Annotated in this window: 18 protein-coding genes; 2 read left to right on the top strand and 16 right to left on the bottom strand. The window is 62.2% G+C overall.

From position 1 onward, the window contains the following. Nucleotides 1-5 precede the first annotated feature (5 nt). Genes GWP04_03685 through GWP04_03640 form a run of 10 tightly spaced genes read right to left on the bottom strand, consistent with a single transcriptional unit; the run spans nucleotide 6 to nucleotide 8,828 of the window. Complete coding sequence (locus GWP04_03685; protein NIA24650.1) at nucleotides 6-512, bottom strand: HDIG domain-containing protein; 507 nt, start codon at nucleotides 510-512, stop codon at nucleotides 6-8. Next, on the bottom strand, nucleotides 509-1,117 hold the full coding sequence (locus tag GWP04_03680) for a site-2 protease family protein (GenBank protein ID NIA24649.1): 609 nt from the start codon (nucleotides 1,115-1,117) through the stop codon (nucleotides 509-511). Before GWP04_03680 ends, GWP04_03685 begins: the two co-directional genes overlap by 4 nt. Next, nucleotides 1,114-1,446 carry a TraR/DksA family transcriptional regulator gene (locus GWP04_03675; GenBank protein ID NIA24648.1) on the bottom strand — a complete coding sequence of 111 codons (333 nt, stop codon included), beginning with the start codon at nucleotides 1,444-1,446 and terminating at the stop codon, nucleotides 1,114-1,116. The genes GWP04_03680 and GWP04_03675 overlap by 4 nt, the downstream gene beginning before the upstream one ends. Before the next feature lie 7 nt (nucleotides 1,447-1,453). Next, a complete protein-coding gene (gene xerD, locus GWP04_03670; protein ID NIA24647.1) occupies nucleotides 1,454-2,344 on the bottom strand; it encodes a site-specific tyrosine recombinase XerD in 891 nt (296 codons plus the stop codon). A gap of 7 nt (nucleotides 2,345-2,351) precedes the next feature. Further along, nucleotides 2,352-3,479 (bottom strand): alanine dehydrogenase, encoded by a 1,128-nt coding sequence (gene ald, locus GWP04_03665; GenBank protein NIA24646.1) that lies wholly within the window; start codon nucleotides 3,477-3,479, stop codon nucleotides 2,352-2,354. After that, nucleotides 3,476-4,051, bottom strand: coding sequence for an NUDIX domain-containing protein (locus GWP04_03660; GenBank protein ID NIA24645.1), 576 nt, complete (start codon nucleotides 4,049-4,051; stop codon nucleotides 3,476-3,478). The genes ald and GWP04_03660 overlap by 4 nt, the downstream gene beginning before the upstream one ends. After that, nucleotides 4,014-5,666 carry a CTP synthase gene (locus GWP04_03655; protein ID NIA24644.1) on the bottom strand — a complete coding sequence of 551 codons (1,653 nt, stop codon included), beginning with the start codon at nucleotides 5,664-5,666 and terminating at the stop codon, nucleotides 4,014-4,016. The genes GWP04_03660 and GWP04_03655 overlap by 38 nt, the downstream gene beginning before the upstream one ends. Before the next feature lie 31 nt (nucleotides 5,667-5,697). After that, a complete protein-coding gene (locus GWP04_03650) occupies nucleotides 5,698-7,290 on the bottom strand; it encodes an AAA family ATPase (GenBank protein ID NIA24643.1) in 1,593 nt (530 codons plus the stop codon). Next, nucleotides 7,291-8,094, bottom strand: a complete 804-nt coding sequence (locus tag GWP04_03645) for an NAD(+)/NADH kinase (GenBank protein ID NIA24642.1) — start codon at nucleotides 8,092-8,094, stop codon at nucleotides 7,291-7,293. Continuing rightward, nucleotides 8,091-8,828, bottom strand: a complete 738-nt coding sequence (locus GWP04_03640) for a TlyA family rRNA (cytidine-2'-O)-methyltransferase (protein ID NIA24641.1) — start codon at nucleotides 8,826-8,828, stop codon at nucleotides 8,091-8,093. The genes GWP04_03645 and GWP04_03640 overlap by 4 nt, the downstream gene beginning before the upstream one ends. Nucleotides 8,829-9,041: 213 nt before the next feature. Here GWP04_03640 and GWP04_03635 point away from each other — a divergent pair, with 213 nt between their 5' ends. Continuing rightward, entirely contained in the window at nucleotides 9,042-9,770 is a 729-nt protein-coding gene (locus GWP04_03635) for a rhomboid family intramembrane serine protease (GenBank protein ID NIA24640.1), read from the top strand. On the opposite strand, the gene GWP04_03630 is transcribed toward GWP04_03635, so the two are convergent. After that, entirely contained in the window at nucleotides 9,754-10,569 is an 816-nt protein-coding gene (locus GWP04_03630) for an HAD-IIA family hydrolase (protein ID NIA24639.1), read from the bottom strand. The two genes, GWP04_03635 and GWP04_03630, sit on opposite strands and share 17 nt — an antisense overlap. Between GWP04_03630 and GWP04_03625 the strand changes: the two genes are divergently transcribed. Then, nucleotides 10,568-11,683, top strand: coding sequence for a DUF1015 family protein (locus GWP04_03625; GenBank protein ID NIA24638.1), 1,116 nt, complete (start codon nucleotides 10,568-10,570; stop codon nucleotides 11,681-11,683). The two genes, GWP04_03630 and GWP04_03625, sit on opposite strands and share 2 nt — an antisense overlap. On the opposite strand, the gene GWP04_03620 is transcribed toward GWP04_03625, so the two are convergent. The 5 genes from GWP04_03620 to GWP04_03600 form a co-directional block, all read right to left on the bottom strand. Next, nucleotides 11,670-12,110: an NUDIX domain-containing protein gene (locus GWP04_03620; GenBank protein NIA24637.1), complete on the bottom strand. Its 441-nt coding sequence runs from the start codon at nucleotides 12,108-12,110 to the stop codon at nucleotides 11,670-11,672. The genes GWP04_03625 and GWP04_03620 overlap by 14 nt on opposite strands. Further along, the gene (locus GWP04_03615; protein ID NIA24636.1) at nucleotides 12,097-12,573 is read right to left on the bottom strand and encodes a GNAT family N-acetyltransferase; all 477 of its coding nucleotides are present in this window, start codon (nucleotides 12,571-12,573) and stop codon (nucleotides 12,097-12,099) included. Before GWP04_03615 ends, GWP04_03620 begins: the two co-directional genes overlap by 14 nt. Next, complete coding sequence (locus tag GWP04_03610; GenBank protein ID NIA24635.1) at nucleotides 12,570-13,295, bottom strand: glycosyltransferase; 726 nt, start codon at nucleotides 13,293-13,295, stop codon at nucleotides 12,570-12,572. Before GWP04_03610 ends, GWP04_03615 begins: the two co-directional genes overlap by 4 nt. Then, nucleotides 13,285-13,605 carry a DUF4193 family protein gene (locus GWP04_03605; protein NIA24634.1) on the bottom strand — a complete coding sequence of 107 codons (321 nt, stop codon included), beginning with the start codon at nucleotides 13,603-13,605 and terminating at the stop codon, nucleotides 13,285-13,287. The genes GWP04_03610 and GWP04_03605 overlap by 11 nt, the downstream gene beginning before the upstream one ends. Before the next feature lie 263 nt (nucleotides 13,606-13,868). After that, on the bottom strand, nucleotides 13,869-14,771 hold the full coding sequence (locus tag GWP04_03600) for a hypothetical protein (protein ID NIA24633.1): 903 nt from the start codon (nucleotides 14,769-14,771) through the stop codon (nucleotides 13,869-13,871). Nucleotides 14,772-14,775: the final 4 nt, after the last annotated feature.

The raw sequence follows: 14,775 nt of genomic DNA, 5'->3' as shown, positions 1-14,775 counted from the left end.
CGCCCTCATCGTATTGCGCGCGAGAACAGGGTTCGTGCTTTTCTGTCGGCATTTCGCAACGTGTCCCAGTCATCTGGGGTGATCGTCGGTGGTCGCACGCCCTGATGATGGCGTGCGAAGTCGACGACGATCGATTCCGCACCGAGCTTTTGCAGAATGCCGGCGCCGATGGGCCCGTGATCGAGATATGTTTGCAGGCGGCCGCGGACCGTGACGTGGAACCTTGCGAGGGCGCTGGCCAGTGATCTGCCCCAGACCCCGAGTCTGGCTTCTTGTTTGCCGATGTCGTGCAGCAATGCTGCTCGCCGGAGTTCGACTCTGCCCGCCACCAGCCTCGCAGCAGCGAGGCCGTGCTGCTGGTCTGCAGCAGGTTGTCCGAAGAACACCCTCTCCTCGGCATCGGATCGCAGGAGGACCGAAGCTTCTTCTCTCTGCTGTTCGTTGAGAGGGCGAGCCGTCAGCACCTCGAGAAACCGCCGTACGAGATGACACCAGCCTCCGAGCTCGCTCATGCGAGTCCCGCAACCCGGGCGAGTGCCCTGATGGGTGTCATCAGAACGACTGAGAACTGGGGGATGAACAAGAACGCGAAGATGATCAAGAGGCCGAACGGCTCGATCGCGGACCATACGCTGCGGCCGCGTGGGCCCAGAACGAGTGGCAGGAGACGGCTCCCGTCGAGGGGTGGGACGGGAAGCAGATTGAAGATTGCGAGTACCACGTTGACATAGGCGAATGCCCACACGGCGACACCTATCCAGCCTGAGACGGCCGGCAGGAGCAGCCGACCTGCAAGCAGAGCGAGGATCGCGTTGGTGACCGGTCCCGCCAACCCGACTATCGCCATGTCGCGCACCGGCCTGCGGAGATGCGCGGGGATAACAGGGACGGGCTTCGCCCATCCGAATACCGGAGCGCCCGTCAATGCGAGTACGGCCGGAAGGATGATCGTTCCCATCGGATCGATGTGAACGAGAGGATTGAGGGTGATCCGGCCCGCGTCTCGTGCAGTGGTATCACCGAAACGCTCCGCCACCCAGCCGTGAGCCACCTCATGCAGAATCACCGATGGTACGAGCACCGCGATGAAGATCAGACCTTGGACGATTGGGCTCAAGAACGGGACTTACAGTCGACGCAGAATACAGACTCGGGCCGAGCCTCGAGACGGGCTTCGGGGATCCGCTCACCGCAACGGTCGCAGATTCCGTAGGTGCCTTCGTCGATCTTGGCAAGCGCTCGGTCCACCATCCGGACGCGGCGTGCGAGGCTCTGGATGATACCGATCACTTCACTGCGTTCGGCGGTTGCGGCACCGGCGTCTGCGAAGGATCCAGAAAACTGAGCATCTGACCGAAGGTTTCCACGATCGGTCGCGCCGAACTCCTCGAGCTGATGAACCAGCTCTTCACGTTCACTCGTAAGTGTCGAACGGATGTCGTCCATTGTGCGTTCACCTGCTCCGTGGGTGTGACATGACGTACACCTCATAAAGGTGTTGAGGGGAAACCCTGGTGTACACCTGTGTAGTTGAGATACTAGCGTGCCCGAGCATCTCTTGAACGGTCCTCAGGTCCGCTCCCCCCTCCACCATGTGGGTTGCCGTCGAGTGCCGGAGCACATGGGGGGAAACGCGGTCGGGGGTGATGCCGGCTCGCTGCGCCTGAGTCCGCACGATCAGCCATACGCCCTGGCGGCTGAGCCTTCGCCCTCTGGCGCTGAGGAAGAGCGCTCCCGGGTCCGGACGTCCCGACGTCAACACCATGCGATCGTGCAAGTAGGTCCGAATGGCCTGGACGGCATAGGCGCCGATCGGGACGAGTCGTTGCTTGGAACCCTTGCCGGTGACGAGCGCCGTGCGATCTTCGAGGTCGACCGCTTCTATGTCGATGCCGGTCGTCTCGGAGACGCGTGCACCGGTTGCGTACATGAACTCGAGCAGTGCGCGGTCTCTGCGGCCGAGCGGTGAAGAGACATCGGGCGCCTCCAACAGGTTCAGTACTTCCTGAACCGTGAGGGCTTTTGGCAGGCTACGCGCGAGCTTGGGCGTCTCGATCAAGATGGTTGGATCTTCGGTGGCGGAGCCTTCGGCAACCAGAAAGCGGTGTAGGCCTCGAAGTGCGGCCACTTTGCGGGCGATGGTGGATGGAGCCAGTGAGGATTCGTGGAGCATCGAGACGAACTCGACGACCGACCCTGCCGTGGCCGGTCGACCGTCGAGGAACGTCAGATACTGGCGCAGGTCACGGCGATACGCAGTGACCGTGTTTGTGGAGAGCCCTCGCTCGATCGCAAGAGATGCGAGGTATTCCTCGACTCCTGCCCGGATGCCTGGGCCGTCCATCTCCGCATCAATGCGGCCAGTGGTCGAGGATCTGCGTTGGATCTGCATATTCCAACCCGAGACTCTCCGCCACGGCTCGATGGACGACGGCGGGGCCGATGATGTTCAGTCCCAGCAACAGCTCCGGATGGCCGGCGACGGCTCTCGAGACCCCGTTGTCGGCGAGCGCCAAGACGTACGGCAGGGTCGCGTTGGTGAGCGCGTAGGTCGAGGTGTGGGGAACCGCACCCGGGATGTTCCCGACGGCGTAGTGAACGACGTCGTGGAGAATGTAGGTCGGATCACTGTGAGTCGTTTCTCGACTCGTCTCGAAACACCCGCCCTGATCGATCGCGATGTCGACCAGTACGGAGCCACGTTTCATCTCCTTCACCATCGGCTCGGTCACCAGCTTTGGAGCGGACGCTCCAGGAAGCAGCACGGCTCCGATAACGAGATCTGCGTTCCGCACCTGTTCTTCGATGGTCAGCATGTTTGACGACAGGGTCAGAATCCGGCCGCGGTACAGAGCGTCGAGGGCTTGGAGTTTCGCCGCGTCCTTGTCGAGCACGACCACGCGGGCGCCGAGGCCTGCCGCCATCATGGCGGCGTTCGTGCCGGCCATGCCCGCACCGATGATGACGACTTTGGCCGGCATCACCCCCGGCACACCGCCGAGGAGGACGCCGCGGCCCCCATGTGCTTTCTCCAAGAAGTAGGCGCCGGCTTGCGTCGCCATTCTCCCCGCCACTTCCGACATCGGAGCGAGCAGCGGCAGTGCTCCACTGGGAAGTTCGACCGTTTCGTACGCGATGGCGATGATTCCGCGCTCGAGCATCGCTGCCGTCAGATCCGGATGGGCAGCCAGGTGTAGATAGGTGAACAGCACCTGTTCTGCACGCAACATCGCGACTTCCGGCAGTTGTGGCTCCTTCACTTTGAGGATGAGGTCGGCGACTTCGAAGACGTCCCGGGCAGATGCGGCGATGTGGGCGCCTTGACCCTCGTACTCGACGTCGTGGATCGTCGAACCCTCCCCCGCGTGGGTCTCGACGACGACCTGGTGGCCTCTGCCGACGAGCTCACGTACACCGACGGGAGTGATGGCGACACGATGTTCACCCAGTTTGACCTCTCGGGGCACTCCAATGATCACGGTCTGAACTCCCTTCTCAACGAGTGAAGTCCGATCACGGTCTTCACATCCAGGATCTCTCCAGCATCAACCCTACGCAGCGCCTCAGGAATCGGCAGACGTACGATCTGCGACATTTCCTCCTCCGGCCCTTGGGGTCGGGTCGGCACCGGTTCCAGGTCTTCTCCCCTGAACAGCCAAATCCTCTCGTCACTGAAACCTGGCGTCGTGTAGAGACTCCCCAGCGGAATCAAACGTCCCGGCCGATAGCCGATCTCTTCTTCGCATTCTCGTATCGCGGTCACTTCGAGTGGTTCATCGGCCTCGTCGCGCTTGCCCGCAGGAATCTCCAGCAGCCGCTTTCCGATCGGAGAATCCGCTCCTGCGCGATCAGGATGACCTCGTCTCCGATGACCGGAACGATGGCAACGGCGCCAGGGTGATGTACGACCTCTCTGGCGGCGTGGCGGCCGTCGAAGGCCGTGTAGTGCAGTCGTTCGAAATCGAGAAACGCACCATGTGCGAGGAATCGTCGACCGATCAGCCTCAGGGGTGTCACCGGCTTTGCGGCTCCGGAACGCCGACCGTCTCAACGGCGGCCCCAGGCATTGCCCTCCTCGCGAGCGCGGCGCGAATCAGGCCGAGGAACAACGGATGTGGATCATCCGGTCGCGACTTGAACTCGGGATGGAACTGCGACGCGATGAAGAATGGGTGCCCAGGAAGCTCGATGATCTCCACGAGCGAGTCGTCGGGGGCCGTGCCCGAGAGGCGCATGCCGCCGTTCTCGAGGTCCGTGCGGTAGCGATTGTTCAACTCATAACGGTGCCGATGGCGCTCGTAGATCAGCTCTTGCTCGTACAGGCGGCGGGCGAGAGACCCTTCTGCGAGCTTGGCCGGGTAGAGACCGAGGCGCATGGTTCCACCCATGTCCGAGACATCCTGCTGGCTTTCCATCAGGTCGATGACCGGGTTCGTCGTGGTCGGATTGAATTCGGCACTGTCCGCGTCCGTCAGCCCAAGAACGGATCGGGAGAATTCGATGACCGCGCACTGCAATCCGAGGCACAAGCCGAGGAACGGAATACCGTTCTCTCGTGCATAACGAATGGCCGAGATCTTTCCTTCGATTCCTCGGATCCCGAACCCGCCGGGGACCACGATGCCATCCACTCCTGCAAGATGCTCAGGCGCAAGAAGGCCACCCATGTCGTCGCTGGGAATCCACTTCAGATCCAGCTTCGAGTCCGAACCGGCAGCGGCGTGCCGCAGAGCCTCGACGACCGACAGGTACGCGTCCGGCAAATCGACGTACTTTCCCACCAGGCCGATCGTGACGAGTCGGGTGGCGTTTCGCGCACGTTCCACCATCGAGCGCCAGTCAGCGAGGTCGGGAGGCGGTGTTTCGAGGTGAAGGCGTCTGGTGATCACGTCATCGAGGCCGGCCTCGTGCAGCTCCAAGGGGACTTCATAGATGCTGGGCGCGTCCAGAGCGTTGATAACGGCTTCACGATCGACGTCGCAAAAGAGGCTGATCTTCTGAATCGCGTCGGACCCGACCTTGCGGTCGGAGCGGATGACGATCACGTCGGGGTGGATGCCGCGGCTTCGCAGTTCAGCCACCGAATGCTGCGTTGGTTTGGTCTTCAGTTCCTCTGAGGCCGAGATGTAGGGAACGAGCGTCACATGCACATACACGGTGTTGTGCGCTCCGAGATCCTTGCGTAGTTGGCGGATCGCTTCCAGGAACGGCAGGCTCTCGATGTCGCCGACGGTGCCGCCCACCTCCGTGATGATTACGTCGATGTCGTCGCGATCACCGACTCGTCGGATCCGCGATTTGATCTCGTTTGTGATGTGTGGAATAACCTGCACGGTGCCGCCGAGGTAATCACCACGACGTTCCTTCTGAATAACGGACAGGTACACCGAACCAGTGGTCACGTTGGAATCCCGCCGGAGGTTCTCACCGGTGAAACGTTCATAGTGCCCGAGGTCGAGGTCGGTCTCGCCACCATCGTCGGTGACGAACACCTCGCCATGTTGGAAGGGGTTCATCGTTCCCGGATCAACGTTGATATACGGATCCAGCTTCTGATTGACGACGCGCAGACCGCGTGCTTTGAGGAGTCTTCCAAGGGAGGATGCGGTGATCCCCTTCCCAAGACTGGAGACCACACCACCCGTTACGAACACGTATTTCGCCACGGGACGTCAGGGTAGCAGGCCGTGGGCGAACTCAGCCGTCATATCTCTGCGCGGCGGCGATCAGCTCCTCGGCGTGCCGTTGACCCTGCTTGGATTCTGGGAGTCCCGCCAACATCCTCGACAACTCGCGCAACCGGTCTTCTCCCTCCACCCTCTCGACACGTGCCCGGGTCCCTTCCCTGGTGACAACGAAGTGACGCTCCGCGAAGGCGGCGACCTGCGGAAGATGTGTGACACAAAGCACCTGGCGGTTGACCGCGAGCTTGGCCAGTTTTCGTCCGAGGGCAAGCGCGGTCTCCCCACCCACGCCTGCGTCGATCTCATCGAAGGCGACGATGGGAACATGCCCGACGTCCGCAGCCAGACGAAGGGCCAGAACGATTCGGCTCAGTTCCCCTCCCGATGCGACACGATCGATGGGTCCGGGGTCGAGACGGCTATCCGATGCAAAGAGGACACGGATGGTGTCGGCCCCGTTTGCTCCGGCCTCTGCCGGTTCCACGACTACCTGAAGCGAGGCGTTGGAGAACCCCAGTTCGCGAAGGTGCCCTGCCGCCTCGTCTTCGATGTTCTGCGCCGCCTCCTGTCGAGCGAGCCGCAGGGCCGTTCCCGCCGCGGCCAGTCGGCTCTTCGCTTCCTCCAAGTCGTCTCCAATCACATCGGCTCGACTCAAGAGACGATCCAATTGTTCGAGTCTCTCCCCCACTTGCGCTCCGAAACTGAGCACGTCATCGAGGGTGGCACCGTACTTGCGCCGCAGATCGGCGAGGCGCGCAATGCGCTGTTCGAGCACTTCGAGCGCGGCAGGATCATGTTCGATTGTTTCAGCGATCTGGCGCACCTGGGTGAACAATTCGCCTGCGCGGACGGCCACCTCGTCGGATTCGGTGAGCAGTGGAGTCGTCGATGGGTCGAGGCCGGCCACGGCTCTCAGTTCGTCGATCGCCGATCCGGCGGCCGTGATCGTGTCTTCGAGTGCTGCGCGCACCCTCGAGAGGCGCTCGGTCAGTTCGCCGGCATTGCGAAGCCGCGTGGCGGTTTGACGCAGCCGTTCGTCATCGCCGGCCTGGAATCCGGCAGAGATGATGTCATCGTGCTGGTACAAGAGGAGGTCGCGTTCGCGCTCCAGGGCGCGCCGGTCACCTCCAAGTGCCTCCAGGTCGGCTTCGAGGCGCTTCGCTGTTTCCCATGCGTCCCGGTAGGACTCGAGTTCGGGACGTGATCTCAGGCGAGTATCGACGAGATTGCGCATCGCACCGGGCCGGGCAAGCTTCAGGCGATCGTGCTGACCGATGATCTCGATGAGTGACTGCGTCCGTTCTTCGAGCACGCGTGCCGGCACCATATGCCCGTCGAGATAGGCTCGGCTTCGTCCATTTGCGACACGCCGCGCAAGCACCGTTTCCTCTTGACCGATCACGAACCTGCCCTCGACCACGGCGTCCTTTGCGCGCGGGCCGATCATGTCGGTGGGTACGCGCCCACCCATCAAGAGGCGCAACGCTCCAAGGAGCATGGTCTTTCCAGCGCCGGTTTCGCCGCTGACGACCACCAGTCCCGGACCAGGCTCGATGCTGACCTCGTCGAGGATGCCAAGATTCTCGACCTTCAACTCATCGAGCATTCAGCCTCCCACGAGCCTTCGGTCCTCATTGAGATGGAACTTGTCCTTCACGCGCCGAGGAAACGAAGTGCCCGAAACATCGATGAAGCGAACCTGCTGGGATCCACGTTCGATGAGGATCTTGTCACCGCTATGGGCGGTTCCGAGATCTCGTCCATCCACACTCACGCCGGCAGGTCTGTCGGCGACCACGGTGCATTGGATCTCGGCATCTGGATGCAGAATGACCGACTTGGAGAACAACGAGTGGGGAGCGACGGGCGAGATGATCAACGCCTCGACTTCGGGGTCCATAAGTGGTCCACCGGCAGAGAGGTTGTAGGCGGTAGAACCGGTCGGGGTCGCGAACACGAGGCCGTCCGCGTGATAGTCGATGAACCGTTCTCCATCAACCCGAACCTCGATCGAGATAATGCTGTGCCCTCCGGTCTTTTCGACCACGACATCGTTGATGCCGACGGCCGTTTCTCCTCCGTTCATGCGGGCCTGGATCGTCATGCGAGCCGATTCGCGCCATATCCCCGATGCCAACACGTCCAGTGCTTCAGGCAGTCGGGCCGGTTCCACATCCGCCAGAAAGCCTTTCCGTCCAACGTTGACGCCGAGGAGCGCGGCCCCTGACTCCAGCGCGATCCTGGCAGCTCGCAGAACGGTCCCGTCGCCGCCGATCGCGATGACCGCGTCAACGTTCTCGGCTTCCTGGTCTACGACCTCGATGCCACGTTCCAGGCAGCCTTCCCGGAAGCGCTCTGCCACGGTTCCAGCCTGGGGACGCCTCTCGTGTACGACCATTGCCAGCCTCACGCGTGCACCACCTTTGCAATCATCTCGTCATCCACCGTGACACGTCCCTGTCTCGCCCAGAGGAAGAACTCCCTGTTCCCGCCGGCTCCCCGGATGGGAGAGCGAATCACCTGCTTTGCACCGATGCCCGACTGTTCGAGACAGCCGATCACCTTGTCGAGCACTTCCCTATGCACCTTAGGGTCGCGCACGATCCCGCCCTTGCCAACCTTGCCCTTTCCGGCTTCGAACTGCGGTTTCACCAAGAGGACGAAGTCGGTGTCCTCGAAACTACAAGCGGCCAGCGCTGCACCGACCGTGCAGAGGGAGATGAATGACAGGTCGGCCACGATCACCTCGAAGGGAGCATGAATGTCGGCAGGGTCCACGTAACGCAGGTTTGTTCTTTCAACGACCCGCACCCGCGGGTCGTTTCGGATCCCCCACGCCAACTGTCCGTACCCGACGTCCAAGGCGACGACCGGGGATGCTCCGTGCTGGAGCAGGCAGTCGCTGAAGCCGCCTGTCGATGCACCGGCATCGAGGCAGTGTCTTCCGGCAACGGCCACATCGAACGTGTCGAGAGCGCCGGCGAGCTTCTCACCGCCTCGTGAGACGAATCGTGACGACGGCCCAACGAGACGCAAGGACGTTGCGTCGTCCACCAGGGTTGCCGGCTTTGGGGTTGGCATTCCCCCAACCGTCACCGTTCCCGATTCGATGGCAGCCTGGGCTTCGCTGCGACTTGCAGCCATCCCTCTGCGAACGAGCTCGATGTCGAGCCTGCGTCTGGTCAGGCCGAGTCCTCCGCTTTGTCTTCGAGTCGATCGGCCAGCAAGTCGGCCAGCCTTTCGGCCGCTTCCACGGCGTCGGCTGGATCCATACCGGCGAGTTCGTCGAGCATTTCGGTGACTTGCGTATCATCCATCGTCGGCATTATCACATCCCATTCCGACAGGAGCAGTCATTTGATTCCCATCCGGGACGCGAATCCAGGCATCACCCGCCCTGTTGTCACATGGCTGATCATTGCAGCGGGTGCGTTCGTGTTCTTCTTTCTTCAGCCCCACGGTGCGCGGGCTGCTCTGGAGTTCGACGTGCAGCACGCCGCGATCCCTTGCGAACTCTCTTCGGGTTCGCCCCTCGACCAGGGCGATCTCACAGGCTGTTCGGCTGCTCCTCAGCCTCCACCCCTCTATCCAGACAAGAACCTGTGGGGAAGCGTCTTCGTGTCGATGTTCCTGCATGCGAACTTTTTGCATCTGATCGGCAACCTCTGGGTCCTGTGGATTTTCGGCAATAACGTCGAAGATGCCTTCGGCAAGCTCGGATATCCGCTCTTCTATCTGGCCTCGGGAGTTGTCGCGACAGCGACATTCGTCGTCTCCAATCCGAGAGCGATTACCCCTTTGATCGGCGCCTCTGGCGCAATCGCAGGTGTGATGGGTGCCTACCTCGTTCTTTATCCCAGAGCGCGAGTTGTGTCGGTATTCCCGATCCTCTTCTTTCTTCCGATCGCGCTCCCAGCTTCGATCTTTCTGGTTTTCTGGTTCCTCGGCCAGTTCTTCGTCGAAGCGACGGGCGTCGCGTGGCAGGCACACGTTGGCGGATTCCTCTTCGGGGTTACCGTGGCGGCCCTCATGCGACCAGCACTGCTCAGACGGGTCCGCCGGCGTCGGATCATTGCCCTGCGCTGATCCGACCGCGTATCACGATATCGGCGAACTCGACCAGAGACGCGGTGACGAGATCCGGTTTCAGGTCGGATGGAACTTCGTCCAGGTCCGAGAGAACGCCCGTGAGGACCAAAGCAGCGTTCCAGTGTTCGGCCTTCGCCATGGCCAGATCGGTCTCGGGACGATCCCCCACTACCCACACGGGACCGGGTATCAGCCGCTGTTTCACCAGTGTCCGTATCGCAGAGTGAGGTTTGCCTGCGACCGTCGGCGTTCGTCCGGATGCAGTGGCGATCGCGGCGACGATCGCACCCGCGCCACAGTGGAGATCCTCTGGTCCGGGAAAGGTGGCGTCCGTGTTGGTGGCAATGAATCGCGCTCCCCTACGGATGGCAGACGCCGCCCTGTCGAGGCGCCGGTAGTTGAGGTGGACGTCGAGTCCCACGACCACGGCTTCGGCGGCGGAAGGGTCATCGACGATGGGGATTTCGCGTTCGGTCAACGCTGACACGATTCCCTTCCCTCCGAGGACCAAGGATGCCGGCCGATCCGGTGCAAGAAGTGCGGCGGCGGCTTGGGCGGAACCGATGACCTGGTCCGGTGAGGCCGCGTAGCCGTTGAGGCGGGTGATCTCGTTGGCGACATCTGCACACGTTCCCGTCGAGTTGTTCGTGACGAAGACGATGGCGAATCCCGCTTCGTCGAGACGTTGCAGAGCATCCCCCGCGCCGGGGATCGCTTCGGTGTCCCGGTTGAGGACACCGTTGAGATCGCAGAGGACATTGCCGAATCGCCCTGCACCGACTAGAACTCCCGCCATGTTTACACCTTTCCGAGGAACCACGTTCACGGCCAATGTGGCTGCCTGCACCAGCCCGCCATACGACATGATCGACGATGCTGCCACGTTACGTGACACCTCGCCACATAACATGGTGAGGCTCCTGCTCCCGAAGACGTATCAGGAATCTGCAGACCTTCTCGAAGCCTGGCTCGGGGATGGAACGCTGCAGATCGACACAGATCCGCGCTTCTACCTCTACACGATGCGCTACCGGACGGATGAGGGCGTCGAACGAGAGGCGCGTGGTGTGATCGGTGCTCTGGCTCTCGAACCGATCGGCAAGCGGATCCTCGGCCACGAGGAGACGATGGCACACACGGGAGTCGACCGGTTGGAGCTTCTGCGGGCAACCCGCTCGAACCTGGATCTGATCATTGCCCTCTCCCCCGCACCTGGGCTTCCCGCTCTTCTCGAACCGGAAGGCTCTCCTCGTTTCGCGTTCGAAGCCGACGGCGTCCGCCATGCGCTGTATGACCTGGAACGGCAGGTACCGGCAATTGCCGAAGCCGTTGACACGCATCCTCTCGCCATCGCGGATGGGCACCATCGGTTCACGGCGGCTCTCGAGTACCAGGCTTCCCACGAAGGCCGGGGTGGATGGGACGCAATCATGGCCTTCGTGGCTCCGGCCCAGGGCAGTGGATTGCAGATACATCCCATTCACCGATTCTTTCCGATCCTTCGCGTGGAGGAGATCGGTGACATCTTCGACGTGGAAACTGCCCCACCGTCGCCTCCGACGGTGCCCGGCTCCATCACGATGGTCACCACCGGAGAGTCGAAGCTTCTGATTCCGAAGGCGGGTCCGATTCAGGCTCTTCCACCATCATGGAGAAGCGCAAGCACGGCCGTAGCGCGCGAGCTGCTGTATCCCCGGTGCGGCGTCGGGGAAGAAGATGCTGTGTTCCATCCGGATCCCGAGCGCTTGATCGCGGAGCTCGCCGGAGCTCCCGATGGTGCAGTTCTGCTCATGGCTGCAGTGCCGGAGGAAGCAGTCTCCGACGCAGCGGAGCAGCGGCTTCGTTTTCCTCGGAAGACGACCCTGTTCGTTCCGAAACCGCGCGCCGGCCTTGTCCTCAGGTCTTTCTGAACGGACGGGACTCTGTCGCGTCGAGCAGCACGTCCATCAGGTCGACCATGGTTGGTGTGACTGGCCGCTCCAGCACGTCCTCCAACGCAACCCATTCGATCTCCACCGCGTCGTCGCCGGCACGCAACGTCCCGCCAAGAACGCTCGCGAGGAAGTCGACCAGGGTGAAATGCCACGCTGGTGGATCCCCGGGACCGATTGCGTCACCTACCCACACCACGTCTCCGAGGGCGATCTCGAGACCTGTCTCCTCTCGTGCCTCACGTATGGCGGCAGCCTCGAGCGTCTCCCCGAACCTGACTTTGCCGCCGGGTACCGCCCAGAGGCCTTTGTTCGCCCCGCGACCTCTGCGAATGAGCAGCAGCTCTCCATCGCGAATGATGACGACGCCCACGCCCGGAATCGGGGTTCGATCAGAGGTCTTCATGGTGCATGATGATCGAGCGAGCTTTGAACCCGTGTGCTTCGAAGAAGTTCTTCGCCGGGCGGTGGCCCGGCAGCACCGCGACGTCGAATCTTCGTATGCCACGGGTTCGCAGGTCGCCGAGGGCGGTGTCCAGCATGGCCTCTCCCACACCGATTCCTCTCGCGTCGTGTTCAGTGAAGACCAGATCGATCGATGCCGTTCGCTCGCCTCCAGCTTGCGGCAGCAACTCAGTGAGGCCGGCGATGAGGAACCCGACCACGACTTCGTCGATGGTTCCGACGATCACCAGGCGTTCCATCACTGCACGATCGAGAGCAGATTCCTCTGGTGCAGGAAGCCCGTCCGTGAGGGCCCAGATCGGACGCAGGCTCACCATCTCGCGTTCGAGGACGCGATACAGCCGCGCCAGATCGACGAGATCCTCACTGTTGGCGCGTCGTGCTCCAACTGCCACGTCGGTCATTTCCCTGCAATCCTTCTCCGGACACCCCATTTTGTGATGAGCCACATGGCCTCGGCGACGATCCTGGCTCCCATCTTGGACGTACCTTCGCGGCGGTCTCCGAACGTGATCGGCACCTCCACGATTCGCAGACCCTGATCCACGGCTCGCAGCGTCAATTCCACCTGGAAGGCATATCCGCAGGCCAGACAGGTCTCGGATTCGAGCTGCATCAGTGCAAGGGCCCGGTAGGCCCGGAATCCGGCCGTGGCGTCACGGACAGGGAGGCCGAGCATGATCCTGGCATACCAGTTCCCTCCTTTGGAGAGCAAGCGCCGATGCAGCGGCCAGTCTGGAGTGGCGCCCCCTTCGACATACCGGCTACCGATTGCGAGGGCGGCTCCACGGTCCACTGCATCCACGAGCGACGGAAGCGCCGCCGGATCATGGGAGAAATCGGCATCCATCTCGCAGATGATGCGGGCACCTTCAGAGAATGCCAGATGAAACCCGGCAGCGTAGGCAGGGCCGAGTCCCGCCTTGTGCGGCCGGTGGAGAACCCCGACTGAGGGGATCTCCGTTGCGAGGTGGTCCGCCAGTTCGCCGGTGCCGTCGGGTGAGTTGTCGTCGACGACCAGAACGCGATACCCGTGTCGCGTCACTGCCCTGACGATCGGTTCGAGATTCTCGCGCTCGTTGAACGTCGGAAGGACAACGGTCACCTGTGCGGGGTCAGTCGGCACAGTCTTTGCAGATCAGCTTCCGCTTGTTTGCAAGCTGACTGATCCGCTTGACGAGGAAGCAGGAAGAGCAGACGAACTCGTCTCCGCGGATCTCCTCCGCATCGGCGTCCAAGGTGAGTTCTGCACGCCGGATCGCGCGAAGTTCGGCAGCCTCGTCGACGAGCAGCGTCTCCGCGGCCTCGTCTTCGAGTAACTCCAGTTCCTCGGCTTCGAGTTCCTCCAGGGCCTCGGCAGCCTCTTCGGCCGCCTTGTCATCGCCGTCGTCCTCACTGCCCGGATCGAGGTCACTATCTCCGAAACCTTCGTCCAGCTCGATGTCGTCGAGAGCATCGTCAACGACTTCGCCGTTGTCGGATTCGAGTTCGTCGGTAACTCCGCCTTTGAGACCGACCTCGACGTTGTCATCGCTGGGGGCCACTGGTCCTCTCTCTCGTATGAAGCGGCGAGAGTATACCCACAAACCCCCGCCGGAAGCACGATCTGACAGTAGCGCCTCTCTCGCCTTGTGAGACCGATGATCAGGAACCTCAACATCTGCCTCAGAGGTGGTGCGCTTCGCTCTGTCGTTCGCCGCTAGGAGCTTCGGATATGGGACGTCTTCATCGATACCGCCGCTTGGCGGATGTGCCCGCGCATCGAGCCTTCGCCGAAGTACTCGCCGTCTGCCTCCACCGGCCACGGCGCGGACACGCTCAGCTCGAATGAGTCGGCAACAACCCTGCGGATCTGGGGTTCGGCGATGTGCGATCCGGTCTTGGCGAGCCACCAAAGCCGGGGAACATCCTTCTTGGAGGCCGTGAACACCTGGATGTCGAATAGGCCATCGGAAGCGGACGCATGAGGCGCGATGTTCCAACCGCCTGCGAAATACCGGGCGTTGGCGAACACCGCAAGGAGCGAAGGTCCCGAAAACTCCATATCACCTGCGTGGAGAGTCATCTCCACCAACCGGATGCGCGGGAAGACCAACGCCAGTGCCAGGTGATACTTGCTGGAGCCCAACCATCGCGGCAAGGTCAAGGAACGGTGCAGCACCGCCGCGGTGATTCCCGCTTCTGCCACGTTGACGAAGTACCGACTCCCCCAGTCGCCCTCGAGGACACCCACGTCGACCCTCTCGTGAGCGTCGCCGAGCAGCGTCGGTGTTGCCTCTTCGATGCTCTGGGCGATGTCGAATGTCCTCGCGAGATCTGAGCCGGATCCGGAGGGGAGCAACCCCACGACAGGGGGCTCAATCCAATCGTGCTGCAAGAGTTGGTCGACGACGACATTGACGGTTCCATCGCCTCCAACCGCGACGAATCGCGTCCGGCCCTCGCGAACACCTACGTCGACCGCGTCTCGCATCGCCTCCACAGTGGTCGGCACGCGGACTGTGGCGTTGACTCCGTGGTGGCGAAGCGCCTTTCGCGTACGGACTTCGGCGTGGCTGCGGTAGCCGGCTTTTGGGTTCACCAAGACAAGCCATTCCTCCATGTTC

The sequence above is a fragment of the Gammaproteobacteria bacterium genome (assembly GCA_011682695.1).
GTDB lineage: Bacteria > Actinomycetota > Acidimicrobiia > Spongiisociales > UBA4744 > BMS3Bbin01.
This window is presented reverse-complemented; position numbering and strand designations above follow the sequence as displayed.

Bases quoted from the DNA above. Each gene is read 5' to 3' on its own strand.
- GWP04_03685 (NIA24650.1), bottom strand. From the start codon at position 512: ATGAGCGAGCTCGGAGGCTGGTGTCATCTCGTACGGCGGTTTCTCGAG.
- GWP04_03675 (NIA24648.1), bottom strand. From the start codon at position 1,446: ATGGACGACATCCGTTCGACACTTACGAGTGAACGTGAAGAGCTGGTT.
- xerD (NIA24647.1), bottom strand. From the start codon at position 2,344: ATGGACGGCCCAGGCATCCGGGCAGGAGTCGAGGAATACCTCGCATCT.
- GWP04_03650 (NIA24643.1), bottom strand. From the start codon at position 7,290: ATGCTCGATGAGTTGAAGGTCGAGAATCTTGGCATCCTCGACGAGGTC.
- GWP04_03640 (NIA24641.1), bottom strand. From the start codon at position 8,828: ATGGCTGCAAGTCGCAGCGAAGCCCAGGCTGCCATCGAATCGGGAACG.
- GWP04_03625 (NIA24638.1), top strand. From the start codon at position 10,568: ATGTTTACACCTTTCCGAGGAACCACGTTCACGGCCAATGTGGCTGCC.
- GWP04_03630 (NIA24639.1), bottom strand. From the start codon at position 10,569: ATGGCGGGAGTTCTAGTCGGTGCAGGGCGATTCGGCAATGTCCTCTGC.
- GWP04_03620 (NIA24637.1), bottom strand. From the start codon at position 12,110: ATGAAGACCTCTGATCGAACCCCGATTCCGGGCGTGGGCGTCGTCATC.
- GWP04_03615 (NIA24636.1), bottom strand. From the start codon at position 12,573: ATGACCGACGTGGCAGTTGGAGCACGACGCGCCAACAGTGAGGATCTC.
- GWP04_03600 (NIA24633.1), bottom strand. From the start codon at position 14,771: ATGGAGGAATGGCTTGTCTTGGTGAACCCAAAAGCCGGCTACCGCAGC.